Raw genomic sequence first — 25,468 nt, 5'->3', positions numbered from 1 at the left:
AGCGGTGGTACCGCGCTCATCCGAGCCGCACAGAATGACACTTGCCGCCGACAAGTCCCGATCTCTCGATGTGCGGTACTTGTCGGTGCACGCGGCTATCGTCGAGATAGGTCAAGAGATGCGCCGCGCTCCGAACCAGGGCAGCGAATGTGATGCGCACCGATGTTTGCGATCTCTCCCGCCGCCGGCACACGACCCGGCAACAAGACCATCGCTTGGAAGATTTGGAGTCCCACATGACCGATTCCGCCCAGGGTTACGACATCATCGGCGACGTCCACGGATGCGCCACCCAGCTGGAGGCGTTGCTGACCGAGCTCGGCTACCGGAAGCGCAGCAGCACAAGCGAATACCGGCATCCCGAGCGTCAGGCGATCTTCGTCGGTGATCTGATCGACCGCGGCGACGAACAGCTGCAGGTGCTGCAGACCGCCAAGGACATGGTCGATGCGGGCAGCGCACGGATCGTGATGGGCAATCACGAATTCAACGCGCTCGCCTATGACACCGAGTGGCCGCTCGGGAGCGGGAAGTTTCTGCGGGCTCACGATGACCCGGACAGCCCGTGGTCGGCGAAGAACACCAAGCAGCATGCGGCGTTTCTGGCCCAGGTCACGGGTGCCGACCGGCGTCGGTATCTGGACTGGTTCGCCACGATTCCGCTGTGGCTGGACTTGGGGGACCTGCGCGTCGTGCATGCGTGCTGGCACCCGGACTCGATGGCGGTGGTCGACCGGCAATGCGGTTCGACCACCCCGTTCACCGAACAGGACCATCTTGTGGCGGCCACCGCCGAAGGTGATCCGCTGTATGAGGCGGTCGAGACGCTGCTGAAGGGGCCCGAGATCAGTCTGCTCGACCACGGTCAGAGCAAGTACCTCGACAAGGACGGGATCCCGCGCGGCAACGCGCGCATGCGGTGGTGGAACAGCGATGCCGTCACTCTGCGCGACTTCGCCGAGATGGGCGGAAACTTCACCACCGAGGCCGGAGAGCCCTACCCGCCGCTGCCCGAATTGGACCTGTCGGGAAGTGACCTGTCCTACGTGTACCCGCCGGGGGTACCGGTGTTCTACGGGCATTACTGGCGGCAAGGCTCCCCGGAGCATTTGCACGACTGGACGGAGTACACCGCGTGCGTGGACTTCAGCGCGGTGAGAGGCGGGGCGCTGACCGCGTATCGATGGTCATCGGGCGAGACGCGGATCAACCCAGCCAATTACGTGCCGTTGGTCTCCTGACCGCCGACGAGCGCGTGAATCCGGCCCTGCGGGTAGGGCAGATCGATGCCGTTCTCGTCGTAGGCGCGCAGGATTTCCCGACGGAGCTTGCGCTGCACCGACCATTGCGCATTCGGCCGGGTCTTCAGGGTCATCCGCAACGTGAGCTGGTCGGCCGCCAGTGATTGCACACCGAGCATCTCCGGTTCGCCGATGACCTTGCCGGCCATCGACGGATCGGCGATGACCTCGTGGGCGGCTTCGACGGCGACCTGTTCGGCGCGGTCCACGTCTGCGGTCAGCGCGACGGGTACCTCGACGCGGGCCACGGCGTAGTCCTGGCTCATGTTCCCGACGCGCGCGATCTCACCGTTGCGGACGTACCAGAGCGTGCCGTCGATGTCGCGGACCGTGGTGATCCGCAGCCCGACAGACTGCACCTCCCCGGAAACCTCGCCGAGGTCCACGTTGTCGCCGACGCCGTACTGGTCCTCCAGCAGCATGAACACGCCGCTGACGAAATCGCGGACCAGGTTCTGGGCGCCGAAGCCGATCGCGAGCCCGACCACGCCGGCCGAGGCGATGAATGGTGCGATGTTCACCCCGAGCACGCTGAGCAGCGCCAGCACGACCCAGACCAGCAGCACAATCGACACCGTCGATTTGAGCACCGAGCCGATGGTCTGCGCGCGCTGCTGACGGCGCTCGGCCGCCCGTATACCGTTGGTCGTCGCCGAGGCTCGATCACGCAAGTAGCGCAGCAGTGGAGGCTTTTTCGCTTGCCCTTCCAGTTCCGTGCTACTGGATTTCTTGGTCCTGCCGGTGGTCGCGCGGTCGATCATGCGATGCAGCAAATACCGAATGATTAACGCAACGACGATGTACGCCGCGACTCGAACCGGAACCTCGATCAGCCAATGTCGATTCGTCTCTGTCCATTCGAAAGCCTGGTTGTACACAGCCATATTTTCGACCGTACGGCAGAACTGACGCCCACGTCGAACGAGGACAGCAGCTTACGTCGGCAACACAGCAAACCGCTTATACACCAGTCGGATTCGACGTCACGTCGACGCAGCGCGCCGGAACAGCTCGGCGGGGCGCCCGCGGCCACCGGCGGTGAAGTCGCCGGTCGCTTCGAGTTGATCAACCATCGCGCGCCGGAAGTTGTCGCGCTGCAGCAGATGTCCCGCAACCGCTTCGTGGGTCAGCCGCAGGTCACGCAGGCTGAACGTGTCCCCCAGCAGGTGGTCGGGGTCCGGAGACTTTTCGTAGCGGGCCCGCACGTCCGCGACTGCCAGCTCGATGATGTCGTCGTGGTCGAAGACCAGCCCACCGCGGATATCGGTCGTCACCAGGCGGGTCGTCTCCGCTGCGCGCGTCGCCAGGCGTTCTGCCGGGACAACGGCGAGGTGCGCGACGGACAACACCCGACCCCGGTCGTCGCGCTTCAGCGCGTCGAACACGTGGAGTTGCCGCGGGTTAAGCCCGTGGACGTCGGCCTTGTCCGCCAGCGATCGCCGGACCGCATCGGCGAGGAGCTCCCCCTCGTGCAGGAATGTGCCCGGCAAAGCCCAGCCACGCCCCCGTGTGCGACGGACCTGCAGCACCACCAGGCCGGCGGCGGGGTCGACGGTCAGCACGGCGGTATCGACCGCGACCGAGGGTCGCGGGTAGTCCTCCAGCCCCTTGCCGCTGGTGTCCCCATACTCGTGCTTGTCCATGTCAGTACCTCAGCGTACAGTTCTTCACTAATTAGCGCGTATTTGCGCAATATCGAGGAGGGGCCATCATGGCATCACTGAACGACCGCGTTGAGGGCGTACTGCTGGGCACCGCAGCGGGCGACGCACTGGGGGCACCGTACGAGTTCCAGCCGGCGCGCGGACCGGAACTGCCGGTCGAGATGGTCGGCGGCGGCCCCTGGGAGCCCGGGGAATGGACCGACGACACCTCGATGGCGATCGCGATCGCGGAAGTCGCCGCCACCGGTGCCGATTTGCGGGATCTCGAGGCGCAGGACGCGATCGTGAAGCGCTGGTACGAATGGTCGCTGGTTGCAAAGGATGTCGGGATCCAGACCCGGTCGGTGCTCCGCGCCGCGGGCCGTGGCGGCACCATCACCGCCGACGCTGCGCGGGCGGCAGCGGCGGATGTGCACGCACGCGAGGGTCGCAGCGGCGGCAACGGATCGCTGATGCGGACCGCGCCGGTGGCCATCGCCTACCTCGATGACGAGGACGCCATGGTCGAGGCGGCTCGTGCGATCAGCGGACTCACTCATTTCGAGGCCGATGCCGCCGACGCCACGGTGTTGTGGTGCAGCGCAATTCGTCATGCCGTGCTGACCACCGAGCTCGATGTCCGAATCGGCCTGCACCACCTCGACCCCGATCGTCGCGCCCTGTGGATCCAGCGACTCGACGAGGCCGAGGCTTCCCGTCCCGCGGATTTCCCGAAGAACGGGTGGGTGGTGGGGGCGCTGCAGGCGGCATGGTCGGCGATCGTCACGACCGCCGCCGACGGTCGCGGTCCCGAGCACCTGCGTCGCGGGATCGATGCGGCCGTGCGCTCCGGAAATGACACCGACACGGTGGCCGCAATTGCCGGCGGACTGCTCGGCGCCGCGTACGGGGCGTCCGCGGTCCCGTTGCAGTGGCGAACCCTGCTGCACGGTTGGCCCGGGATGCGGGCACGTGGGCTGGTGACGTTGACGACGGCGATCGAACAGAAGAAGCCGAGCACCGACCCGGATTACTCGTGGTCGCGCGCCGACATCCTCGTCTCTCACCCGCACGACCCGGGGGTTCTGCTGGGCAGCGTGGGCGCGTTGCGGAAACTTCCGGCCGAGGTGAGTGCGGTGGTGTCGCTGTGCCGGATCGCGGAAAGCGATGTGCCCGAGGGCATGCCGCATGTCGAGGCGCGACTGATCGACAAGACCGACTTCGACGAGAATCCCCATCTGGATTTCGTGCTGCTCGACACGGTGGGTGCCATCGAAGAGCTGCGCGCGCAGGGTCACACGGTGCTGGTGCACTGCGTCGAGTCCTACAGCCGCACGCCCACAGTGGCGGCGATCTACGGTGCTGAGCGCTCGGGCGTCGGAGCTGAGCAGGCATTGGCCGACGTCCTTGAGGCGTTGCCCGACGCCAATCCGAACCCGGTGTTCCGGGAGGCCTTGCGGCGGTTGGGTAATCGTTGATCCTCGCCCGAGGACTGGCCGGAAAGGTTGTTCGCGGCCTCTGCCGTCGCGTGCCGCTCGAAGTAGGTGTTGACTCGGCGTACGAACAACACGGTACCCACCATTACGGGCACCGTCCCCAACGCGGTGACCATCGCCGGCACGATCAACACCAGGCCGACGGCGGTGTTGTCCGTGGCAGCAGGAGTACCGGCGCAGACGACAATGGCGGTCACGGACAAGAGCCAAACCCCGAGCAGCCATCGTGAGAACCCACGCAGAGGAACCTCCATGCCGGCACGGGCCAGGCTCGTGTAGCGGCCAAAACACTCGTATGCCTTGAACACCCAACTCGCCGAGAAAATCAGGCAACCCAACACGAAAAACGAGATCGCTACGGTTCGCAGCAAGGATGCGACCGCGCCAGCGAAAACGACGCCGACGGCAAGGAGGCTGCTCGCGAGCAGGACAGCACTCAGTGCGACGGCTGCGATTCGCTCACTGGTGAGCAAGCGCCGGTTGAGTACGCTCCGCGCCGCCACGATCGTCATCCACAGCAAGGTCATCGAAGCGATCGCAGCGCCAATCCGGATGTTGTTGTGCGAGTGGTCATCCGCGTAGGACCACAAGCTCCAATTTTGATCCGCGACCAATGAGCTGACCAGTTGGGCTCCGGCACCCGCAGCAATGCAGACGAACGCTGTGAGCGACGCGCCGACGACCTTTCGGCGCGGCCAGGTCCGCGGGGACCCGGCATGAGCGACGAGAATCCGGCACAGCAGGACACCGATCGCCCACAGGACGAGGCCCGGCAAGACCAATTTCGTCAAGAGCCCGATGAGGTCTGGCGCCGCCAACGCGCCAGCGTGATCCCGGGTAAGCAGCCAGTACGGTGAGCTGACAAAGACCGCAATCACGCCGAGCTTGGTCGAGTACTCCTTGACGATCGCGGTGACCTCGTTCACTGACCGACGCCCCAACCACACGATTCCTTTCACTGCTACTTCTGTTCGGCTCAGCCGCTTTTGAACAACCCAGACGTGCACAGCCCAGCGCACTGTCGTGAACCGACGTGCCTGCGCGGCCTGGCGTTCCAGCGCCCGGCCGAGCAGCTCCCTACGGCGGTCCGCAACGAGCATCGCCAACTCCCGAGGGTCGCTGTACCCAGCCAAGACGGTGAATGCGCGTAGTCCGAGCCCGTGGAATGGAGCCGCGAGATTGTCGGGATGCGGGGACTTTCGCCCCTTCATCGTGTCGACGGCGTCGTGCTCGTTGCGCGACAACTTTCTGTCGCTGAGTCCGCGGCGTTCCTCTTCCTGGCTCGCGGCCTTCGCGAATTCCTGTTCCCAGCGCCGGCTGTGAAAGGCCGTCGCGCCGAGCAGCGAGATCCCGAACACGGACCACGTCATCAGCGTGGTAGCGGCTACCCAAATCCAAGTCATCTGGCCCCCTCCTCATGTGAGCCGACCAGAATGGCACGGCACCCCGACAATTCGTCTCTGGCGCTCACCACCACGCGTGGTCACACACGGTGCACCACCACTTCTCATCCCTGGGGCAGCAGCCGCCGATGTGCAGCCACGGTCCCCACGACTGGGGATCGGCGGGATCGCCGTACTGGATCGTCTGGGTCCGTAGCCCTCCACACTGTGGACATTCGGGGTTCTGGGCGAACTTGAAGTCGATGAACGACCGGAAGTTGCCGTCACGCATCCGGTCACGGCAGCGTCGACAGATGACGGCCGGCCAGTCCGTGGCAACTGCCCGCACCGCCGCACGGAACGGCCCCCGCACGCGTGGACTGTCCGCGGATCGGATCGGTGAATCCGGATGCCACCGCGGCAACGGGTCGACGGTATGGATGTGCACCAGGTCGCGGGCGTCGGCCTCACTCAGGTCGATCGGCGCGCCACAGCCGTGGCAGTCACCGTCGAACTTCAGCAGATTGCGTGCGGCCGCCACCGAGGAATGCCCCCAGCGATTCTCCGGTCCCCCGTACACCGGACTCTCGTGGATCGCCAGGATCACCCGCTCGGCGTCGTCGTCATCGAGGCGCCAGCTGACGAACGCATCGCTGAGGTCGAGCACCATCGCCAGCGTCGCCTGGTCCACCAGATCGACGCCGTACGGATTCAGCACCGCACCGCCGAAGCCGCCCTCGTGGTCGATGCGGGCCAGCCGAGTCACCACCGAGACCGGATCGGTGCCCAACACGACGAGCGCGTAGTCGCCAGGACGCGACTCCCCGAACGCGTAACGCCACGGCCGGTACGGCGAGCGCGGCTCCAACAGGGTGATGATGCCGTCCCTCCAATCTGCGGCTTCGAGGATGTGGAGGCGGTGATGAACCGTTTGCGACATACGTCAATTATCCCATCGAGGTATGACAATTCGAGGTTGAGAAAGTTAGCTGTCGAGCACACGATCACGCCAACTCAGCCGATCACCCAGCGTTGCGGCTGCCGAGTGCCTACCGTGTACTCACCAGCAACCGAGAGGGAGCCGAGTTGGCCGTCGAAAGCTCCGCACACCCCACCACACCGACCCTGCGTGAACTAACCATCCGCGGCATCCTGCTCGGCGGCGCGATCACGCTGGTGTTCACCGCCGCCAACGTCTACCTCGGTCTCAAAGTCGGCCTGACGTTCGCCACCGCCATCCCGGCCGCGGTGATCTCGATGGCCATCCTGCGAAACTTCGCCAATCACTCCATCGTCGAGAACAACATCGTGCAGACCGTCGCCTCGGCAGCCGGCACGCTGTCGGCAATCATCTTCGTGCTGCCCGGGCTGGTCATGATCGGCTGGTGGACCGGGTTCCCGTACTGGATGACGGTGGCGGTGTGTGCGGTCGGCGGCATCCTCGGCGTCATGTACTCCATCCCGCTGCGCCGGGCCCTGGTGACCGGCTCGGATCTGCCCTATCCGGAAGGGGTGGCCGCCGCCGAGGTCCTCAAGGTTGGGGACAGCACGCGGGGCCACGAGGAGAACCGCGTCGGAATCCGGGTCATCGCGTTCGGCGCCCTGGTCTCAGCCGGATTCGGACTGCTGGCCAATCTGAAGGTACTGGCCAACTATGTCGCGGCGTTCTTCCGCGTCGGTGCCGGCGGATCGATGTTCGGCGCCAGCCTGTCGCTGGCACTGATCGGGGTGGGGCACCTGATCGGAATGACCGTCGGCATCGCCATGCTCGTCGGCTTGGTCATCTCCTTCGGGGTGCTGCTGCCGATCCGCACCATCGGCACGTTCGGCACCGGCGAGCCGGTGGCCGACGTGATCGACGGCGTGTTCGTGCACGAGGTGCGGTTCATCGGCGCCGGCGCCATCGCGGTGGCCGCGGTGTGGACGCTGCTGAAGATCCTGCGCCCCATCGTCAAAGGCATCACCGAGGCGATGGCCTCGGCACGGGAGCGGCGTGGCGGCCAGCTGGTCGACATCACCCAACGCGACATCCCGTTCCCCCTCGTCGTGGGGGTCATCGTGGCGATGCTGATCCCGATCGCGGCGCTGCTGTGGGACTTTTCGCGCGGCACCGTGCTGCAGGGCAGTTCGGTCGGGATCATCGTGGCGAGCCTGGTGTTCATCTTCGTCATCGGCCTGATCATCGCCGCGGTGTGCGGCTACATGGCCGGCCTGATCGGCTCCTCGAACAGCCCCATATCCGGGGTCGGCATCCTAACCGTGCTGATCGCCGCGCTCGTGATCAAGGTGGCCTTCGGTCGCGCCGACAACGACCAGTCCACCGCACTGGTGGCCTTCACACTGTTCGTCGCGGCCGTCACCTTCGGCGTCGCCACCATCTCCAACGACAACCTGCAGGATCTCAAGACCGGCCAACTCGTCGGTGCTACCCCGTGGAAACAGCAGGTGGCCTTGGTGATTGGAGTGCTGTTCGGGTCGGCGATCATCCCGCCAGTGCTCGACCTGATGCAGCAGGCCTTCGGCTTCCTCGGTGCGCCCGGGGCCACCGACCACGCCCTGGCCGCCCCGCAGGCCGCGCTCATCTCGTCACTAGCCAAGGGTGTGTTCGGCGGGTCGCTGGACTGGTCGCTGATCGGACTGGGTGCCGCGATCGGGGTGGCAATCGTGATCGTCGACGAAATCCTCACCCGCACATCACGGTTCAGCCTGCCGCCGCTGGCCGTCGGGATGGGCATGTACCTACCCATGAGCCTGACACTGATCATCCCGCTCGGCTCGCTGCTGGGCTGGTTCTACAACAAGTGTGCCGACCGGACCGGTGGCGATGTCGACCGCAAGAAACGCCTGGGCGTGCTGCTGGCCACCGGCATGATCGTCGGCGAGAGCCTCTACGGCGTCGTCTTCGCCGGGTTCGTCGCCGGCACCGGGAGCGACGACCCGTTCGCGATCTTCCCCGGTAATGACGGGACTTTCGCCGAAGTTGTGGGGATCGCGGGGTTCGCGGCGGTGCTGCTCTGGCTGTACATGCGAACGCGAAAGGTCTCTGCGCGCGAGCCAGCCCCGGTCCAGTCGACATAGGCGATGTCACAACCCGTCACGCACCGCTTCGCTACGCCACCTTGTTTGTGCTCCGGCGACGCATCCCCCACACTCCCACCAGAGCGAGCAAGACGAAGCTGGCAATCGTGAAGGCGGGCAATCCAATTCCGGTGATCAGAGGTACGGACATCGCGGTGAGCAATCCGCCGCCGAGGATCGGCTCATAGGGCAGCTGCTTGTACCCGTAGTCGTCAGCAGTGCTCGTGCGCCGCTCCGGGTCGACCATATCGGCCAGGACGAACCCGGTGGCGACATTGCCCTGTGACTGTCCGAAATCGGCGATCGCGTGCTCGAACCAGTGGGTCGGATGAAATCGGCGTCCTAACCACAGGAGGGCCACCGTGCTCCACAGCACGCCGATCACGGTGAAGACGAGTATTGCGGGCACATTCGAGCCGAGTACCGACAAGGACATCGTGCCGATCGCGCACACCAGCAGCGCGTCCAGTGCGACCGAAGAAATGCCGGCGACCGACCGTTTGTCGATCTTGTGCGCCTGCCCCGTCCTGGTGGCCACCCACTGAACGACGAAGCCGCCGATCACCGCCAAGGGGAACAGCGGAAAGGTGTCGAAGATGTACGAGCTGAACAGGTGCGCCGCTGCCCGCAACAACCACAGCAGCCCGACTGCCACCAGGATCGCCGCGGCGATCAACGCGAAAGCGAACGTGGCGGGATGGATGCCTGCATCGGAAACGGGCCGCTGATCGGCCGGTGAGACGTGGACGCGGTCGACGTCGTAATCCTCGGTGGCCTCGGGAACCGAGTTGCGCATCACTGTCACTTTGGGGCTGCGCACCGCCCACCGCACCAGGGCCGTTCCCACGACGACACCGGTGATCATGCTGATCGTGGCGAGCGCGAGACCCACGTCGATGAGTTCGGGAGCTCCCGCGTCGGTCAGCAGTTCGCCCATGCCGGCGATCGTGCCGTGGCCGCCGGCGAACGACATCTCCAGCAGGGAACCGGATTCGGGCGGAAGATCGAAGACGGGCTCGAGCAACAGCAGCACCGCGGCGCCTCCCAAGGCGAACTGCCCCAGCGAGAGGAACGTACCGAACAGGGCGTGGGGCGCAGCGGCCTGCCACAGTTGCCTGGGCCTGGGCAGCGTTTTGCCGATCATGATCGCGCCGAACACGACGTTGATCATCAGGCCAGGCATCACCCGCCAGACGTCCACGACGGCACTGGGGAACAGACCGTTCGTCCCGGTGATCCGGCCGAGGACCTGGGGGCCGAGCGCCAATACAAGGAATCCGGCGACGACGCTGGCCGGGATGTACAACGCCCGCAGAACACGGATGCGACGCAGCAGCCATCCGGCGATGAACATGACGCCCAGGATCGCCATCGCCAGGCCGACTGTTTGAGCGTCGGTCAGCCGCTCGATCATCGGGCGTTCCCCCATCTGCCGCGGGCGTCATCAGGACGAAGCCGCAGCGGGCGCCCGATCACCAGCGCACCGCGGGCTCGTCCGGAGTCTTCCACACCGATGATGGTCAGTCGTGCTGAGCCGGAACCAGTTCAGGTCGGATTGACGGGGCGCACACCGTGGATCGCCGCCGACCGCGGACGGTACGCGTTATTGTTTGCAGGTTGGGGCGTGGCCGCTGACGCCCGAAGGTGGTGACCGGATGACCCCGTGGATCCAACGGCAGCTTCGCTGGGCTGCAATGACGTTCGTCGTCGTGTTGATGGTGTCGGGTTGCGGCTCGCGCCTTGGCGGCAAGACCGATTCCTTTGATCCCGCCGTCGTGGCGGGCATGCGCGTCACCGAAGGGCCGTCGGGGCTACGGGCAGGGGCGCCGAAGCCGGCACGCACGGCGAAAGGCACGGATGGGGGTTCTGTCGACGTCCTTGCCGCGCAAGCGGTCAGCGACGTCGAAGACTATTGGAAGGGAGCCTGGGGCGATGCCTTCCCAGGCACGTTCTCCCCTGTGCAGCAGCTTATTTCGTGGGATTCCGAAGCCCGGGGCGGATCCTTCTGCGGATCGGGCACCGCCGGCCTGGTCAACGCCGCCTTCTGCTCAGCGGACAGTTCCATCGGGTGGGACCGCGGGGTTCTGCTGCCCGGCCTGCGCACGGCGTACGGCGATATGGCCGTCACCATGGTGCTGGCACACGAGTATGGCCACGCCGTGCAGCACCAAGCCCGACTCAACTCCCCGAACACGTCGGTACTCGTCGCCGAGCAGCAGGCCGACTGCTTTGCCGGCGCCTATATGCGCTGGGTCGCCGAAGGAAAATCGCGTCGCTTCACCTTGTCCACCGGTTCCGGACTCAACAACCAACTGGCGGGCATGCTGTCCTTCCGCGATCCCTTGCTCACCGGGAAGAGAACGCCGGCGGGCGGCGGTGGCGAACACGGCTCGGCGTTCGAGCGCATTTCGGCATTCCAGTTCGGGTTCGCCGACGGCCCGTCGGAATGCAAACGCATTGACGCCGCCGAGGTCAAGGGGCGCCGCGGCGATCTGCCGGTCGCCCTGCAGCGGGGACAATCCGGCGAATGGCCGGTGTCGGGCGAGTCGGTGAAGTCCGTCGTCGCGGCGCTGACCATCCTGTTCAAACCGGCCGATCCGCCTGCGCTGTCATTCAATGTGGCGTCCGCCGCCAAATGCCCGGACGCGCGGCCAACGCCTCCAGCGTCCTTTTGTCCGGCGTCCAACACCATCGCCGTCGATCTGCCTGGGCTGAAGAAATTGGGCGCTCCACGCGGCGGGAACGGGCTCTCCGGTGACAACACCGCCTACTCGGTGCTGATCTCGCGCTACATGCTGGCGCTGCAGCATGCCCAGGGTCTGCCGCTGGATTCACCTGAGGCAGGGCTGCGTACCGCCTGCCTGACGGGCGTGGCGACGGCACAGCTGGCTCGCCAGGTCAGTACTCCAGACGGCAACACGGTGGCGCTCACCGCGGGTGATCTCGATGAGGCCGTGGCCGGTCTGCTCACCAATGGGTTGGCTGCCTCCGACGTGAACGGGAAGTCGGTGCCGGCAGGCTTTGCCCGCATCGACGCTTTCCGGGCTGGAGTGTTGGGCGACGTCCAACACTGCCTTGCGCTGCACGTGTGATTGGGTGGGCACGCGACACTAAGCCGGCACGGGAGCGACCCGACGGAACTCCGCGGCGAACGCCTGCGCGATGCCCGCGGCGCGGCGGCGGTACTCGTCGTCATCGAGATCGGCGTCTCCGCGTCGGTACCGTGAGCCCAACCGCGCCAGCGCGTCGGCGCCCTCGTTCAGGGGATCACCAGAATGACCTGGAACCCAACGTAATTCGATTCGGTTGCGTTCGCCGTAGATGCGGCGTCGGGCGGCGTGCAGGCAGTGGTCGCGGTCAGGCAGCTCCGCGGGGTAGTCGGCGGGCATGGACGGCTCGCCGCGCTTCCAGCGGTTCACCGTGGCGATGGCGAGCTGGCTGTCGGACAACACCGTCAGGTGGTGGCGGGGCAACGCGGACACCGCGGCGCCGATCGCGCGCAGCTCGGCAACGAGCACCGGTTCGGTACCGACTCGTCTAGGCGACGACCGGTACCCGGCCAGACCGTGGTCCCCGGACGAGGCGAGCCAACCGAACCCGGCGTGCCGTTGCCGCACCGAGCCGTCGGTCGCCACGGTGACGGGCCCGCCGTCGATGGGTCGCGACGACGGGTGCGGCACCGGCTGCGCCGGGCAGTCGTTCTGCAGGCACGCGACGGCAGCCGCCAGCAGTGATCGATCAGCGTGGTCAGGGCGTTCGATCCACCAGTCCCTCGCCGCCTCGGAGAGCTGCCCGGCGTAGCGCCACAGCGGACTCCCACAGGACAGGTTCACGACGAATCGGAACCGCTCCGGCTCCGGGTGTCCGGCGCGGACCGCGTCGATGGCATCCAGCACCGCCACCTCCGGATTGGGCGCCGCCACCGCTCCTGCGCACGACCAGGACTCCCCCACCGCGGCATACCGGTAGCCGAACGCCGCCTCGGCAACCGCGATCGCGATGGTCTCGGCAGGGCGCGGCCGCGCGAACACCAGGTCGACGCGCCTGGGTCGTGCCTGAGGTACCTGAACCATCGCTCACCTCCCGCGAGTTTCGATGCGCAGACAGTAGAGGCGGGCACCGACAATGCCCCGGTGCGCCGGTGAGGCTCGACCGGTTGTCGGTACCCCCGTTCATACTGTGCGGCTCGCTGGAGATTCCACGTCGAGCGAGAGGAACTCCAGATGACGTTGCGAATCGCCACACTGAACATCCGCCACGGTGGTAGCAAGTTCGGTGATGCGCTTGCCGCACGCCTGCTCGGCTATGACGCCGATCTGCTCGTGGTGACCGAGTTCCGGGCCAACGACGCGGGTACCGAGCTCGTCGCCCAACTCGAACGCGCCGGCTACACGACCACGCATCCCGCGGCCGAGCCCAAGCAGAACGGCGTCTTGATCGCCTCCCGTGCGCCGATCGAGCGGGCGGCGCCCTTCACCCGGAATCTGCCCGCCCGGCACCTGTGGTGCGCCGAGTTCGAAGGCGTGATCGTGTGCGGTGTCTACCTGCCGCAGGCGCACGCCAAACTCCCCTATTGGGAAGCACTGATCGACCGGGCTCGCAACAGTGGCGTCGATCTGCTCATCGGTGACTTCAACACGGGCAACAACGATCTCGACAAAGACCCCAAGGGCACGAAGTTCGTCGGACCGGAAATGCCCGGTCGCCTGATCGCGACCGGCTACACCGACGTGTGGCGGTCCCAGCACCCGACCGCCCGCGAGTACTCGTGGTTCAGCCGCCCCGGCGACAACGGGTTTCGCCTGGACTACATCCTCGCTGCGCCGGAGTTCGCGCAACGCATTCGGTCCTGCGAATTCGACCACGCGCCACGGCTTGCCGGCGAGACCGACCACTCGGCACTTGTCGCTGAGTTCGGCTAGCGGCCAACCAATGGAAGGAGACCATGAACGATCAGAGGTGTGCATCGCGTACCCGATGGCCGCTGAGCATCATCCGCGGTTCGAAAATGTCTGAACCGCACCGTGTTCGCGTGACCGTGACGTTCTACATGAGCTCCGATGTGGGGACCGTTGACCTCGCGGTGCACGGGTATGCGATCGGGGCAACACCGCACGAAGCCGTCGACCGCACCAAGGAATACGTTCTCGTACAGCTGCATCGGGTGATCACGCAGCGCGGTGGAACGTTCGAGCGGTGGTGGGCCGAAGACGAAGACGGCAACGTCCTCGAATCACACGACGACTATCAACGGCCCCGCCGGCCGCAGATGTGGAGCTAGGGTCAATCTCGATCCGACCACACCCGAATGCCCGCAGGCCGTGGTAACAAGGTTTCGTGTCCGACGCCATCGATCCCCTGCTACTCGGTCAGCGCGTGGTGGCGATCCTCGAGACCGGCGCCCGGGTGGCGACGTACAAGCTGGCCACTCTGATGGCGCTCATCGACCAGTGCATTGAGAATCTGCCGGAGCATCCGTCGGATCCGTTGACGGTGCCCATTCCCGACCTCGCGCACCGGGTGCTGGAGCTGTACTGGCGCCAGGTGCGCCCGTTCGAGGGTCACGACCTTCGGCAGTCCACTGGTGAACGCGAACGAATTCCTCGTGCAGTCAGGGCGTTACGTTCCGCCGGGGACGGCGCGTCACTGAGTGTTGCGATGACGACCGCACCGGACGTCTATCAGGCGTCCATCGATGAGATCTGCCTGTGCCTGGCGCAACAGCCGTTGTACCGGCTACAGCGTCTACCGGGCGCAGACACCAACGACCCGTTTCTCTACGACGACAGCTTTCTGCACTCCAACGTCTCCCGCCGGACGCTGCGCGCCCACGGTGACGCGATCGAGTTGATGCCCGGGGTGGCGACCGGTCTTGCCCGGCTCGCCGGCCTGCTCAAGCCTGCGCTGGAGATCATGTGGATCGACGATGTGCGACGGATGAACAAGTTCCTCACCGCCGAGGTGCCCGATATTGCCGGCCACCTGTTCGGCCGGGATCGCACCGCGTTGGCCGCCGTGCGCGCGCCCTTCAAAGAGGCGTTCACGCCGCACTGCTTCTACTGCAAGGCCCACCTGCCGGCGGACAACCCGATCGATCATGTGCTGCCGTGGTCACTGGTCGGTATCGACGGGCTGGCCAACCTGGTGCTGGCCTGCTCGCGGTGCAACACCGACAAGCGGCACGCACTGCCCGCAGTCGAGATCGTCACTGAGGTACTGGGGCGGGATCGGGTGGTGCTGGAGCAGATCGCGTCCGAAATCCGTTGGCCCACCGAGTACAACCGGGTGGTGGCCGCGGCCCGCGGGGTCTACGGCAAGCCAGCCGCCGGGGATCGCAACGTGGTCGAGATACAAGTCCAGTGCGCGGTTGGATATCGCGTTCGCACCGGGGTGGTTCCGGGGGCTGTGACTGTGGTGCAGGCCGGCACCGATGCGGTGCGCGCCTACGCGGCTCCCCCGTCACGGGCCAGCTGAATCTGGTTTTTGATCTCCCGATACGCCTGCACGCGTGCCATCACCGCGTCCACCGTCGAATCCTGCTGTGCGGTTTCCGGGGTGGCTTCGATGCCGTAGAGCATCGCACTCAACTTCGCGTGCAGCTCGGCGCGCTGCTCAGCGACCCGGGCATCCTCGCGTTCGGTCCGTAGCGACTTGTCGATGAGTTCCGCTTCCTTGTCGCACTTTCCGACGAGCTCCACCCGTTCGATCGCTGCGACTTCCAGGTTGGCGGCGGTGGTCTTGGCCTCGGCGAGGATCTTGCGGTCCTCGACGCTGGGCTTGTCCAGTGCCGAGAACTTTCCGATGACGCCACGTAGCGCGTGCGCTTTCTCAAAGTTGTCGGTGATGGTCTTGATGTCAGCGCTGAAGTCGACGTCGCCGAGCCATCCTGCGCGCGCGGCTTCGGACGCGGCGATCTGCTTCACCGCGGTCAGTGCGGATTCGACGAGCGCAGCATTCTGCTTGCCGAGCGTGTCGATGCGCCGTTGCTTCTCCATGCGGATGCGTTCCTCGCGTTGTTGTTTGGCGTTCGCAGCCGTCGCGGCTTGCTGCGCACGGTCCCGCTGTTGCTTCTCGTATCCATACTTCTCCAGCGCAACTACGCCTTTGTACGCAAGCCAGCACGCCACTCCAGCCACAATGGCGATGCCGAGGGCGATCCATACCGGCTTCGGCGCCATAGCGATGAGCACGATGACGAAGAAGATGGCGCCGCCCGCGCCCGAGGAGCCCTTGTTCCTGCTCACTTGAAGCCTCCAAATATGTGTTCAGCAATGCCTTTTTCGGTGATTCTGTTGGGACAGAACAGCTCTCCCGGGCGGGTCAGCTGACGTTGGCCGGAGCGCCCGGTAACCCGCCGGCCGACAAGGCGTTGGACGGGCCGGCAAGGCGCGGGCCATCGCGTAGCGATCCGTGGGCTACTACTTTCGCCGAAGGACAACCACGCGATGACCGACGCCCAGCGGCACCACTACAGCCCAGCTGCAGTGGCTCCGTAGGCGGCCTGCGCGGGGGTGTACCCCTCGTACTCGAGTTGGTCGATGAGTCCACTGCGGGAGAACCCTGAATAATCCAGGTAGGCCTTGGCGGCTTTCGCGGCTTGCACATTCCAGTCCACCGCGATGCTGTCGACGGCGACGATCGCATCTGCCGTCGAGAACCCCTCGTAGTCCAATTGCTCGATCAGCCCCTGACGCGAGAACGCGCTGTAGTCCAGATAGCCCTTGGCGCTACGCACCGCATTGCGCTGGCTTGCCGTCGAGACCGGTTCCAGCGGAACCGTGGGCCCAGAGAAAGCACGGATGCGCGGCTCGCCGCGCTCTTCGACGTTGGTGACGGCACTGGCCAGCTGCACCGACGGTGCCGTGGGTCCCGTCACCCCAATGGCATTGAGAGACAGGAGGATACTGCAGGTGAGTGCCACTAGGATGCCGGCGGCAAGGACGCTGAGATTCTTCTTTCGGTGCGGTTCGAGATCCGGCAGTCCGTGGCGCCGCATCCGCAGAGGCGCGACCGGCGGGGTTGGTCTCGGCGGTACGCACCAGGTAGGTAGTCATCGTGTGTGCTCCATTCGTCGTTCATGCCGCTCGCACACGCGAGCCGAACAGAATGACAGAGCCCACCGACAAACTTGCGAAACTGCAATGCGGGAGGGCAGTTGGTACGACCATCTGGCGCTCCACCGCTGGCACTTCTCTCGTATCCGTGCCGACAGAAAGGGCCGCAAGGGGCCGACACCGGTTAGGCACACCGCCTGCAGCCGGTGTCTACTGCGTGCGGCCGACTTGACCTAACCGTTCGGGGTCAAGCGATAGCCGCCCCAGTCACACCAGTCCGCGCGATTGAATTCGGACGGATTCTCAACGACCCGACAAACACGCCTACCCCACGTCGCGATCCACGGATCCGAACCTGTCTGCGCTGCCTCGGCGGCACTCAGCAGTCGTGGGTCGGTGCGGTCCGAATGGCCAAACAGGCAATACAAGCTGCCAAGGAGGTAGTCCCGAGCAGGGCACGCTTGGTCGCCAATAAGTTCCAGGAGCAGCTGCAGGTTATCCACATCGGCGATGACGAGGTCCCAGTCCTGCATCGGCTCGAACGCTCCGCTATATGCCCAGGCACGGATCTCGTCCGGCGTCGGGTTGACCACATCGACAAAACGCGGTTCGTCGGACATCGCCCCATCCTTGCAGGATTCCGCGGGCCTCCGATCACGCGGGCTGTCTCGGCGATCGGACGTCGGTCGGTCAGTGAGCTCGTCCTGCTCGCCAATCCATAGCGCGGTGGCACACGGCATCTCACTTCACCTACTCGACAGGCGCACCCATCCCTCTGAGAGTCTGCGCGATCCGCTACCATCTCGGACTTGTCTTGGCCGAAGTGCACGAGCAGAGTTCGTCGGAGCTGGCGGCGATCGAGTCGGTGGTGACAGCTGGGTATTGTCACCCCGCAGACCTTGTTGGCGTGGGTACTCACATCACTCGAAGTAGTCCTCGTCGACCTCCACGACCGTGAACACCTGGCGCTTCTGAACGCCGACGCCGTACTTGATCATCAGTTCGCTGAGCCGCTGTCCGTCGATAAGCACCACTCTCGTGCCGATACCCTTTGCGTATTCGCGCGCTCCCGAGGAGAAGCGACTTGTCGTGATGAAGATGCCGCGATTCGCTCCCATCCCGTGCAGCGCACCGACGAATCCCTGGATATCGGGGCGTTGCACCCTGTTCTCCTCGCGATACCGTTTGGCCTGAATGTATACGCGTTCCAGCCCCAGCGGGTCTTGGTCGATTACTCCGTCGACGCCGCTATCTCCCGATCCCCCTAAGACGGTGGCCCGCTGTTCGGTGCCTCCGTACCCCATGGCGACAAGCACGTCGAGGACTGACTGCTCGAGGAAGCTCGGGTCTTGTTCGCGGAGGCGCTTGAGCAACTCGGCCGCCACTTCGGCGTGTACCGCTGTGACGCCGTTCTCGATCATTTCCAGTGGGTCAGCTGCGTCGTCCGTCGTCGGCCCGACCACGGCGCTCTTGGACTCGGGTTGCCCAGCCCTGATCGATGACAAATAGGTTTGATAGGCGGGCAGCGTCTTGAGCGTCTTCTCAGATATGTCGATCGGGTGTTGTGTCAGGAAGTCCCGACCAGCGTTGTTCAGTTGGTACGTAGCCCGTTGCGGTTTCTCGATCAGTTCGGCCTTATACAGCGCGCTCACCGCCCAGCCCACCCGGTTCTCGGCCCGGGATTCGCCGGACGACAAGGTTTCCAAACGCTGTTCACTGGTGAGTCCGACGTGGTCGCAGACCGCCCTCAGCAGGGCGCGACGATTCCACAGTTTCCCGTTCTCCATTACTTCGAGTACAGACCTGAGGAACCCAGTCCAGACGGGCATAGGCACCGGTTCAGTCGACGACATCCCGCCACTATCGCACTTCGAGCAACGACTGAGCAGCGGCTTCGCGCGCTTGTAGTCCCATTACCCACATAGTGTCGGGATGCTGAGCCACAATCGGTTCCGTGGTTTCTTCGTTCGGGTGGCTTGACACGGACAACGAGCAGCGGCGCAAAATGCTCGAGGTTGTGGACCTCTTCAAGGAAGAAGGGACGGTCGACGAGCTTGGCATCGGGTCTATCAGGGATGCCTTCGCAGACGCGCTATTCCCAGGCACCTCGGTTCTTCAGACCCGACTCCGGTACATCCTGTTCATTCCGTGGTTGATGCAAGAGGCGGCGCGCGGCAATCGATCAGCTACTGAGATGAGAGCGCGGTTTCGGGAGTCCGAGTTGCAACTGATCTACGCGCTCGGTCAGGGTGAAGAGAAGCTCGGTGTGATCGGCAACACTGCCCGGGCAAAGCTGAAACGAATGCCCAGCAGCATGTACTGGGCTGCGATGGGCACATGGAACATCCGCAATGGCGACCTTTCGCCGGAGGCGTACTTTCGCCGGCAGTACGACTACCGTCGCCTCGCGAACCGAACCGCACGCGCAGACGACCCCGAGGTACGAGATCTGCTGGTGGATAACGATCTTGATCCGCACCTTCCATCTGCCCCGGCAGGCTGGCTGGGAAGGACGACCTTCGAACTCCGACCGGAAGAAGAGCAATATTTGTCGGACGTCATCGCGGCGTCGAGAACGGACTCTATGTTGGCATGGCTCATCCGCAACGAAGCTGATGACTTGCCGGACTACGTCTGGCAGGTGGATAACATCGGCGCGGCTCCAGAACAGTTGCAAGACTTAATCGACCACGCCCGCCGCTTCCACACGGTGATCTACGGCGCGGCAGTGCTGTACAACCTGCTGCTAGCACGCAAGAGCGACCGCGACGAACTCGTCGCCGAATACGAGGCTCAACTCCCGCTCTGGCGCGACGAGATGTACGCGACCCAAGCGCTCGATGACTGGAGTCGCTCGGAATGGTGGGCCGCCGTGCACAGATGCAATCCGCGTCTACGGCAGGCCACCAAAAACTTCGTGAACTCCTGGGTAGACCTCGCCGCGTCCGACGGCGACCTGACAACGGACTCCGCCGCGGCCAAACTGATCAGCAGCCGCGAACGGCAGATCAAAGGTGGACGAGCACGGTTGATGAACCAGGCCGCCCTGGACCGCTGGTCCGGTCGGAGCGGGCTCAGCAGGCTTGATTACCGCTGGTCGGTCGCCCGACGCCACCTTCGCGATCTGTACGACGCGAGGGCAGCTGCGTGACGCTCACCCCCGAAACGCGCGTGCTGCTGACCGATGCATTGCGCCCGCCGGCCGGCTACCGCATCGAAGTCGCTGTCGGGACGACCTATTCGCTCAATCTCACTGCGCTGCTCCTCGCGCCGCTATCGTTCGCGCTGTTCGAGCGCGACGATGCCGAGGACATCAAGTCGCTGGATTCAATACGACTTCTCGAAGCGGTGCGCCGTTATGCCGACCACACCACGGTGTTCTGCCAGGCAGGCGGAATTCACGTACCTTCGCAGTACCGCAGCATCCTCACCTTCGTCGAAGACAGCGTGCGGGAGGCCGCACCTTCGCAAGATGGTTCGCTGTTCCATCCGAAGATGTGGGCGCTGCGCTTCGTCACAGAGGATCAGAAGCATCTCCACCGTGTCATCGTGCTGAGCCGCAATCTGACGTTCGACCGGTCCTGGGACACCGCGCTTATCCTCGATGAGCAGGACGATGGAGCCATCGAGGCTGCACCCGCCGCGAAGTTCATCCGCCAGCTCCCGAACCTTGCGCTACGGCCGCTGGAGAAGAGCCGGTCCGACGAGCTCCAGGACCTTGCGCGCACGCTCGAGCAGGTAACGCTCGCACCACCTACACCGTTCACGGGCGGCGAATTGGTCTCGATAGCGGCCGACGGCCAGCGCACCTGGCCTTTTCCGGATCGCGGTCGTCGCCTGCTTGCGATCAGCCCGTTCCTGTCGAAAGGCGCTGTGCAGCAATTGGCCAGCGTCGCGGAAGAACGCACAGTCGTTTCTCGAGTCGAGTCACTGGAACAAGTGGGCTCCGACGCTCTGTGCGGATGGCAGGTCAACGTACTGCAGCGGTTGGCCGAGGTCGATCCCAGCGAGGACGTCGACACCGTCACCGAAGCCGTTCCCGATGGATTCTTCGAATCGCACGACGGCCTTCACGCGAAGGCCTTCGTCATTGACGTCGAACAGAATCAGTCGATGGTCCTCACTGGGAGTGCCAACCTGACCACCGCATCATGGACGCGGAACGTCGAGTTCGATGCCATCCTGACGGGACCGACCTCCTCATGTGGCGTACTCGCAGTTCTCAACGGGTCGGCTGAAGCGCCGGGGCTCACGCAGATCCTCGAAGAGTACTCGGTAACCGCCGAAGAGGGCATCGCCGACGAAGCGGCGACAACAGCGTTCATGCTCGAGTCGTTTCACCGACGTCTCGCCACGGGCCGGCCAGTCCTCCACGTCGAGACAATGGACGACGAGCGCGTCGCGGCGACCTTGACGCTCGACGTCCCTGTCGATCCGCCCGGAGCGACGACCTTGAGGTTGGCGTCGCTTGGAGAAGGGCAGGCGAAACCACTTGCTGCACAGCTTGTGTGGACAGTGTCGCCGATCAACGTCACGCCGTTCGTCGTCGTGGAGACGACCGATGGCAGCGGAACCGCGAAGGTAACGCGCCGCTGCGTTCTCAAAGCCGAGTTGACCGGCGCTGTCGACAACCGGCGACAGGACGCGGTGTTCTCGATTCTTCGCAGTAAGGAAGACGTGCTGCGCTACCTGGTCTTCCTCCTGGGCGACCCCAGTTACGACGCGCTTTTCGCCGAAGTAGCGGGGATGGGAGCAGAACGATTCGCCGACTCCGATCGACCCGCTCAGTCGAACGCCGACGTAGCGCTCTTCGAACCGCTGGTGCGGGCGGCGGGTAGAGACCAGGATGCACTGGCGCGCGTCGCGAGTCTCGTCGAGGAGTTGCGAGATTTGCCGAACGGTACCGAGTTGGTGCCGGACGGGTTCGAAGAGTTATGGGATGTCGTGTGGCAGGTCCATCAGGAGCAGCATCGCGCATGAAGCCAGACGCCGAGCAGATACTGTCCAGCCTCAAGGACTTTCAGCGAAACACCGTCGAGTATGCCTTCGAACGGCTTTGGGGTACGGACGATCCGGTGAAACGATTCCTCGTTGCCGACGAGGTGGGTTTGGGCAAGACGATGGTGGCCAAAGGTCTCGTCGCCAAGACCGTGGAACACCTGTGGGACACGGACAAGCGCATCGACGTTGTCTACATCTGCTCGAATAGCCAGATCGCTCGACAGAATCTGAGCCGACTCAAGGTGGTCGACGGCAACACGGTGAGGCATGCCGACCGACTGACGTTGCTGCCGAACGTGATCCGCAATCTACGCGACAACAAAGTCAACTTCGTGTCGTTCACACCCGGAACATCCTTCAAGGTCGGCACGTCCGGAGGCGCTGCACCGGAGCGTGTGCTGCTGTATTGGATGCTCGCGGAGTGCTGGGGCAAGAATGCCGTAGCAGCGACCCGCTGGAAACGCTTCTTCGAAGGCGGCGTCGAACGTTCACGGTTCGAAGGGCAGCTGAAGTGGTTCGACAGGTCGTCTCTCGACAAGGAGCTCTGTCAGTCGTTTGGCGAGTCGATCGAGACTGCTAAAGGTCCCGGCGGCGGTCGGCTGCGCGATGAGCTCGAAGCCTGCGTCGACGAGTTCAACTACCTGCGCGACAAGCCGACCTACCAACTGAGCAGCCGGCGAAACCGCTTGGTGGGCAAGCTGCGTCAACTCGTCTCTCGAGCCGCGGTCCACCATCTCGAACCTGACCTGGTGATCCTCGACGAGTTTCAAAGGTTCAAAGACCTGCTCGACGCCAACGATGAGGGCGCAGAGCTCGCTCACGCGATCTTCGACCATCCTGACGCGAAAGTACTGCTCCTCTCGGCAACCCCGTACAAGATGTACACGTTGCCGGACGAACCCGAGGGTGACGATCACTACCGCGATTTTAGCCGCACAGTGAGGTTCCTCGCCGACGACGAACGTGCCCACATCGTTGAGCGCGAACTTCGCACGATGCGTGAAAGCCTGTTCTCCGGTGGAGATCACACGGGAGCGGCTGCGGCGAAGGCAGTGGTCGAGCGCGAACTCCGTCGCGTCATGTGCCGAACAGAACGCCTGTCTGCGACTCAGAACCGAGACGGCATGCTTGAGCATCGCGAGATGAGCGGCGCCCGCCTCGCGGCCGAAGACCTTCGCTCTTGGCAGACGTTCGACGCTGTCGCGCGCCACGTGGATCGACACGACGTCTTCGAGTACTGGCGCTCGACTCCATATCCACTGAATCTCATGGACCGAAACTCGTATCAGGTGAGGACGAAGTTCCAGGAGGCGGCCGAGCAGCACGACGCGACGCTTGCGAAGATTCTTCAACACGGTCGCGGGCTCATGAACTGGGAGGAGGTCCACCGCTACCAACGAATTGATCCCGGCAACGCCAAACTGCGCGGGCTGATGGATGACGTTGTAGATCGCGGCGCATGGCAATTGGCGTGGTTGCCGCCGTCCCTGCCCTACTACGAGATGGCCGGCGCCTACGCCGACCCAGAGCTCGCGACCTTCACGAAACGACTCATCTTCTCGGCGTGGTCGGTGGTCCCGAAGGCGATCGCGGTGATCGTGAGCTACGAGGCGGAGCGCCGTGCTATCGAGGCGGCGAAACTGACTGACCGCAAATACGACGATCGGCCGGTTACTCCCCCGCTTCAGTTCCGTATGAGCGCGGGTCGCCACGCCAGCATGCCCGCGCTGGCACTGTTGTACCCCAGTCCGGTCCTGGCTCGTCTCGGCGATCCACTAGAGATCGCTCGACAACAAGACACCACCTTGCCCCTGTCCCACGAATCGATGATCGAGGCCGTGCGCACTAAAGTGGCCGAGTCGCTGGCTCAGCTCCCGGCGGGAACAGCCGAGTCGGGGCCAGCCGATCAAAGTTGGTACTGGGCTGCACCTTTCCTGCTCGATCGGCATCTGGCAGATGCCGATCCGTTCGTACCGCGCATGCGGACATGGGACGGTGAGGAGGACACCGAGTCGAGCCTCGCCGCACACGTACAGCGCGCCGAAGCACTTGATGTATCAACGCTCGGCCCGCGACCGACCGACCTCGTCGAGGTGGTCACCCGAATCGCCATTGCCGGCGCCGGCGTGTGCGCGTTGCGAGCATTATCACGAGTCACCGGCGGCGATGATTCGTTGGAGGACGACGAGATCCGCGATGCAGCTTACCGAGTCGCGCACGGACTTCGGTCGCTGTTCAACAAGCCCGAGATAGTCGCACTCGTTCGGTCCGGCGATGACGAGTCGTACTGGCGCGCTGTTCTGGATCACTCGTTGAACGGTTGCCTGCAAGCCGTTCTGGACGAGTACGCCCATGTGCTCATCGAATCCGAGGGCTTGCAAGATGCGAACGACTACGTCCGCGCTCAGACCCTGAGCGCGGTCATGGTTGAAGCGCTGTCTATTCGTACCGTCACGAACTCCGTGGAGCAGGTGACGGTCACCGGCTCGGAGATCAACCTCGAAGAACACCGCATCGGCAGCCACCTGGCCGCGAGGTACGGGCGGATGCAGTCCAATGAACAAGCAGCACAGCGTGAATCCACCATTCGCGCTGGGTTCAACTCGCCGTTTCGGCCGTTCGTGCTCGCATCAACCTCAGTTGGCCAAGAGGGTCTCGACTTCCATACATATAGTCACGCGATCGTGCACTGGAATCTGCCGAGCAACCCCGTCGACCTAGAGCAACGCGAAGGTCGAGTCCATCGGTACAAGGGACACGCGGTGAGGAAGAACGTCGCTGCTGCGTTCGGCGCATCGGCGATCTGCGACGAGACCGCGGATCCGTGGAGCGCGATGTTCGACGCTGCGGTGGCAGCGCGCGTTCAGGGTGACTCGGATATCAAGCCGTTCTGGATCTTCACTCGACCAGACGGCGCAGTGATCGAACGGTACGTGCCTGCGCTTCCACTCAGCCGCGAGGCGCAGCAGTATCGACGCCTACTCCGTACAGTCGGCGCCTACCGTTCGGTCATCGGACAGCCGCGGCAGGACGACTTGATCCGGTATGTGGGTGAGGATGTGGAGTGGCTTCGAATCGATCTCACACCAGCGGCGGTGGACCCTCATTGAGCGGGGCGACTGGTCAGCAACTGGTTACCGCTATCGATCAGCCTGACATCGGCATATCGGACTTGCATCGTTCTGCATGCTTCCGACTTCTCGTCGATTCATACTCGTCGGCGCGGTTCGATGCGAGGTGGTACCCCTCGCAGTTGCTACACGCATACGCCCGACGCTCGAGCTTGCCGGGATAACCGCCCGCGCACGCGACCTGACTGGTCACCGTGCCGTCATCCGACAGATATGCCCACCTGCCGCGTCGCATGCTCGACGAAGGCATTGAGTGTGGCGAGTAGCCGCATATCGGCGACCGTGAGGGGGACCCGTTTGGTGGTCCAGTCGCTATGCGACTTGGGGTTGGTGGGTCGTGGCCCACTGTAGGGCAAACTCGGCTGGGGTGAGTTCGTCGTGG

General features: G+C 64.5%; 19 protein-coding genes and 1 pseudogene. 10 read left to right on the top strand and 10 right to left on the bottom strand.

Annotated elements, in window-relative coordinates:
* The first annotated feature begins 236 nt into the window (after positions 1-236).
* On the top strand, positions 237-1,241 hold the full coding sequence (locus AC4ELS_RS08460; protein ID WP_499046761.1) for a metallophosphoesterase: 1,005 nt from the start codon (positions 237-239) through the stop codon (positions 1,239-1,241).
* Here the strand turns inward: AC4ELS_RS08460 and AC4ELS_RS08455 are convergent.
* Both AC4ELS_RS08455 and AC4ELS_RS08450 read right to left on the bottom strand, forming a co-directional pair.
* Complete coding sequence (locus AC4ELS_RS08455; protein ID WP_499046758.1) at positions 1,220-2,185, bottom strand: mechanosensitive ion channel family protein; 966 nt, start codon at positions 2,183-2,185, stop codon at positions 1,220-1,222. The two genes, AC4ELS_RS08460 and AC4ELS_RS08455, sit on opposite strands and share 22 nt — an antisense overlap.
* A 99-nt stretch (positions 2,186-2,284) precedes the next feature.
* On the bottom strand, positions 2,285-2,944 hold the full coding sequence (locus AC4ELS_RS08450) for an NUDIX hydrolase (protein ID WP_499046756.1): 660 nt from the start codon (positions 2,942-2,944) through the stop codon (positions 2,285-2,287).
* Positions 2,945-3,012: 68 nt separating this feature from the next.
* On the opposite strand from AC4ELS_RS08450, the gene AC4ELS_RS08445 reads away from it, so the two are divergent.
* Positions 3,013-4,422 (top strand): ADP-ribosylglycohydrolase family protein, encoded by a 1,410-nt coding sequence (locus tag AC4ELS_RS08445; RefSeq protein ID WP_499046754.1) that lies wholly within the window; start codon positions 3,013-3,015, stop codon positions 4,420-4,422.
* Between the two features lie 1,485 nt (positions 4,423-5,907).
* On the opposite strand, the gene AC4ELS_RS08440 is transcribed toward AC4ELS_RS08445, so the two are convergent.
* A complete protein-coding gene (locus tag AC4ELS_RS08440) occupies positions 5,908-6,762 on the bottom strand; it encodes a hypothetical protein (RefSeq protein ID WP_499046752.1) in 855 nt (284 codons plus the stop codon).
* Between the two features lie 146 nt (positions 6,763-6,908).
* On the opposite strand from AC4ELS_RS08440, the gene AC4ELS_RS08435 reads away from it, so the two are divergent.
* Positions 6,909-8,900: an OPT family oligopeptide transporter gene (locus AC4ELS_RS08435; protein ID WP_499046750.1), complete on the top strand. Its 1,992-nt coding sequence runs from the start codon at positions 6,909-6,911 to the stop codon at positions 8,898-8,900.
* Positions 8,901-8,931: 31 nt separating this feature from the next.
* Here the strand turns inward: AC4ELS_RS08435 and AC4ELS_RS08430 are convergent, their stop codons facing one another.
* Complete coding sequence (locus tag AC4ELS_RS08430; protein WP_499046748.1) at positions 8,932-10,314, bottom strand: sodium/glutamate symporter; 1,383 nt, start codon at positions 10,312-10,314, stop codon at positions 8,932-8,934.
* Between the two features lie 241 nt (positions 10,315-10,555).
* Here AC4ELS_RS08430 and AC4ELS_RS08425 point away from each other — a divergent pair, with 241 nt between their 5' ends.
* Positions 10,556-11,992, top strand: coding sequence for a neutral zinc metallopeptidase (locus AC4ELS_RS08425; protein WP_499046747.1), 1,437 nt, complete (start codon positions 10,556-10,558; stop codon positions 11,990-11,992).
* Between the two features lie 18 nt (positions 11,993-12,010).
* Here AC4ELS_RS08425 and AC4ELS_RS08420 read toward each other — a convergent pair whose 3' ends face one another.
* Positions 12,011-12,973 (bottom strand): ribonuclease H family protein, encoded by a 963-nt coding sequence (locus AC4ELS_RS08420; RefSeq protein WP_499046744.1) that lies wholly within the window; start codon positions 12,971-12,973, stop codon positions 12,011-12,013.
* 150 nt (positions 12,974-13,123) lie between these two features.
* On the opposite strand from AC4ELS_RS08420, the gene AC4ELS_RS08415 reads away from it, so the two are divergent.
* The 3 genes and pseudogenes from AC4ELS_RS08415 (at position 13,124) to AC4ELS_RS08405 (ending at position 15,309) form a co-directional block, all read left to right on the top strand.
* Positions 13,124-13,822, top strand: a complete 699-nt coding sequence (locus tag AC4ELS_RS08415; protein ID WP_499046742.1) for an exodeoxyribonuclease III — start codon at positions 13,124-13,126, stop codon at positions 13,820-13,822.
* A 110-nt stretch (positions 13,823-13,932) separates the two neighbouring features.
* On the top strand, positions 13,933-14,181 hold the full coding sequence (locus AC4ELS_RS08410) for a hypothetical protein (RefSeq protein ID WP_499046741.1): 249 nt from the start codon (positions 13,933-13,935) through the stop codon (positions 14,179-14,181).
* Positions 14,182-14,237: 56 nt separating this feature from the next.
* Positions 14,238-15,309: pseudogene (locus AC4ELS_RS08405) on the top strand (HNH endonuclease signature motif containing protein).
* Between the two features lie 34 nt (positions 15,310-15,343).
* Here the strand turns inward: AC4ELS_RS08405 and AC4ELS_RS08400 are convergent.
* The 4 genes from AC4ELS_RS08400 to AC4ELS_RS08385 all read right to left on the bottom strand — a co-directional run bounded on the left by AC4ELS_RS08400 (position 15,344) and on the right by AC4ELS_RS08385 (position 18,783).
* Positions 15,344-16,144 (bottom strand): hypothetical protein, encoded by an 801-nt coding sequence (locus AC4ELS_RS08400; RefSeq protein WP_499046739.1) that lies wholly within the window; start codon positions 16,142-16,144, stop codon positions 15,344-15,346.
* Positions 16,145-16,368: 224 nt separating this feature from the next.
* Positions 16,369-16,776, bottom strand: coding sequence for an Ltp family lipoprotein (locus AC4ELS_RS08395; protein ID WP_499046736.1), 408 nt, complete (start codon positions 16,774-16,776; stop codon positions 16,369-16,371).
* Between the two features lie 411 nt (positions 16,777-17,187).
* Entirely contained in the window at positions 17,188-17,574 is a 387-nt protein-coding gene (locus tag AC4ELS_RS08390) for a hypothetical protein (RefSeq protein WP_499046734.1), read from the bottom strand.
* A 300-nt stretch (positions 17,575-17,874) separates the two neighbouring features.
* Complete coding sequence (locus tag AC4ELS_RS08385; protein ID WP_499046731.1) at positions 17,875-18,783, bottom strand: restriction endonuclease; 909 nt, start codon at positions 18,781-18,783, stop codon at positions 17,875-17,877.
* Between the two features lie 125 nt (positions 18,784-18,908).
* Here AC4ELS_RS08385 and AC4ELS_RS08380 point away from each other — a divergent pair, with 125 nt between their 5' ends.
* The 3 genes from AC4ELS_RS08380 (at position 18,909) to AC4ELS_RS08370 (ending at position 25,065) form a co-directional block, all read left to right on the top strand.
* The gene (locus AC4ELS_RS08380) at positions 18,909-20,105 is read left to right on the top strand and encodes a DUF6361 family protein (protein ID WP_499046729.1); all 1,197 of its coding nucleotides are present in this window, start codon (positions 18,909-18,911) and stop codon (positions 20,103-20,105) included.
* Complete coding sequence (locus tag AC4ELS_RS08375) at positions 20,102-21,934, top strand: phospholipase D family protein (protein WP_499046727.1); 1,833 nt, start codon at positions 20,102-20,104, stop codon at positions 21,932-21,934. The genes AC4ELS_RS08380 and AC4ELS_RS08375 overlap by 4 nt, the downstream gene beginning before the upstream one ends.
* Before the next feature lie 128 nt (positions 21,935-22,062).
* Positions 22,063-25,065, top strand: a complete 3,003-nt coding sequence (locus tag AC4ELS_RS08370) for a DEAD/DEAH box helicase (protein WP_499046724.1) — start codon at positions 22,063-22,065, stop codon at positions 25,063-25,065.
* Positions 25,066-25,286: 221 nt separating this feature from the next.
* Here the strand turns inward: AC4ELS_RS08370 and AC4ELS_RS08365 are convergent.
* Positions 25,287-25,468 (bottom strand): hypothetical protein (locus AC4ELS_RS08365; RefSeq protein WP_499046722.1); only part of this gene is annotated, 182 nt, incomplete at its 5' end.

The organism is Mycobacterium shunyiense (genome assembly GCF_058270035.1).
The sequence above is the reverse complement of the archived record's forward strand: the minus strand, read 5'-3'. Positions and strand labels throughout refer to the sequence as shown.

Coding starts and splice junctions, on each gene's coding strand:
- AC4ELS_RS08460 (WP_499046761.1), top strand. CDS start 237: ATGACCGATTCCGCCCAGGGTTACGACATCATCGGCGACGTCCACGGA.
- AC4ELS_RS08455 (WP_499046758.1), bottom strand. CDS start 2,185: ATGGCTGTGTACAACCAGGCTTTCGAATGGACAGAGACGAATCGACAT.
- AC4ELS_RS08450 (WP_499046756.1), bottom strand. CDS start 2,944: ATGGACAAGCACGAGTATGGGGACACCAGCGGCAAGGGGCTGGAGGAC.
- AC4ELS_RS08445 (WP_499046754.1), top strand. CDS start 3,013: ATGGCATCACTGAACGACCGCGTTGAGGGCGTACTGCTGGGCACCGCA.
- AC4ELS_RS08440 (WP_499046752.1), bottom strand. CDS start 6,762: ATGTCGCAAACGGTTCATCACCGCCTCCACATCCTCGAAGCCGCAGAT.
- AC4ELS_RS08430 (WP_499046748.1), bottom strand. CDS start 10,314: ATGATCGAGCGGCTGACCGACGCTCAAACAGTCGGCCTGGCGATGGCG.
- AC4ELS_RS08425 (WP_499046747.1), top strand. CDS start 10,556: ATGACCCCGTGGATCCAACGGCAGCTTCGCTGGGCTGCAATGACGTTC.
- AC4ELS_RS08420 (WP_499046744.1), bottom strand. CDS start 12,973: ATGGTTCAGGTACCTCAGGCACGACCCAGGCGCGTCGACCTGGTGTTC.
- AC4ELS_RS08415 (WP_499046742.1), top strand. CDS start 13,124: ATGACGTTGCGAATCGCCACACTGAACATCCGCCACGGTGGTAGCAAG.
- AC4ELS_RS08390 (WP_499046734.1), bottom strand. CDS start 17,574: ATGTCCGACGAACCGCGTTTTGTCGATGTGGTCAACCCGACGCCGGAC.
- AC4ELS_RS08385 (WP_499046731.1), bottom strand. CDS start 18,783: ATGCCCGTCTGGACTGGGTTCCTCAGGTCTGTACTCGAAGTAATGGAG.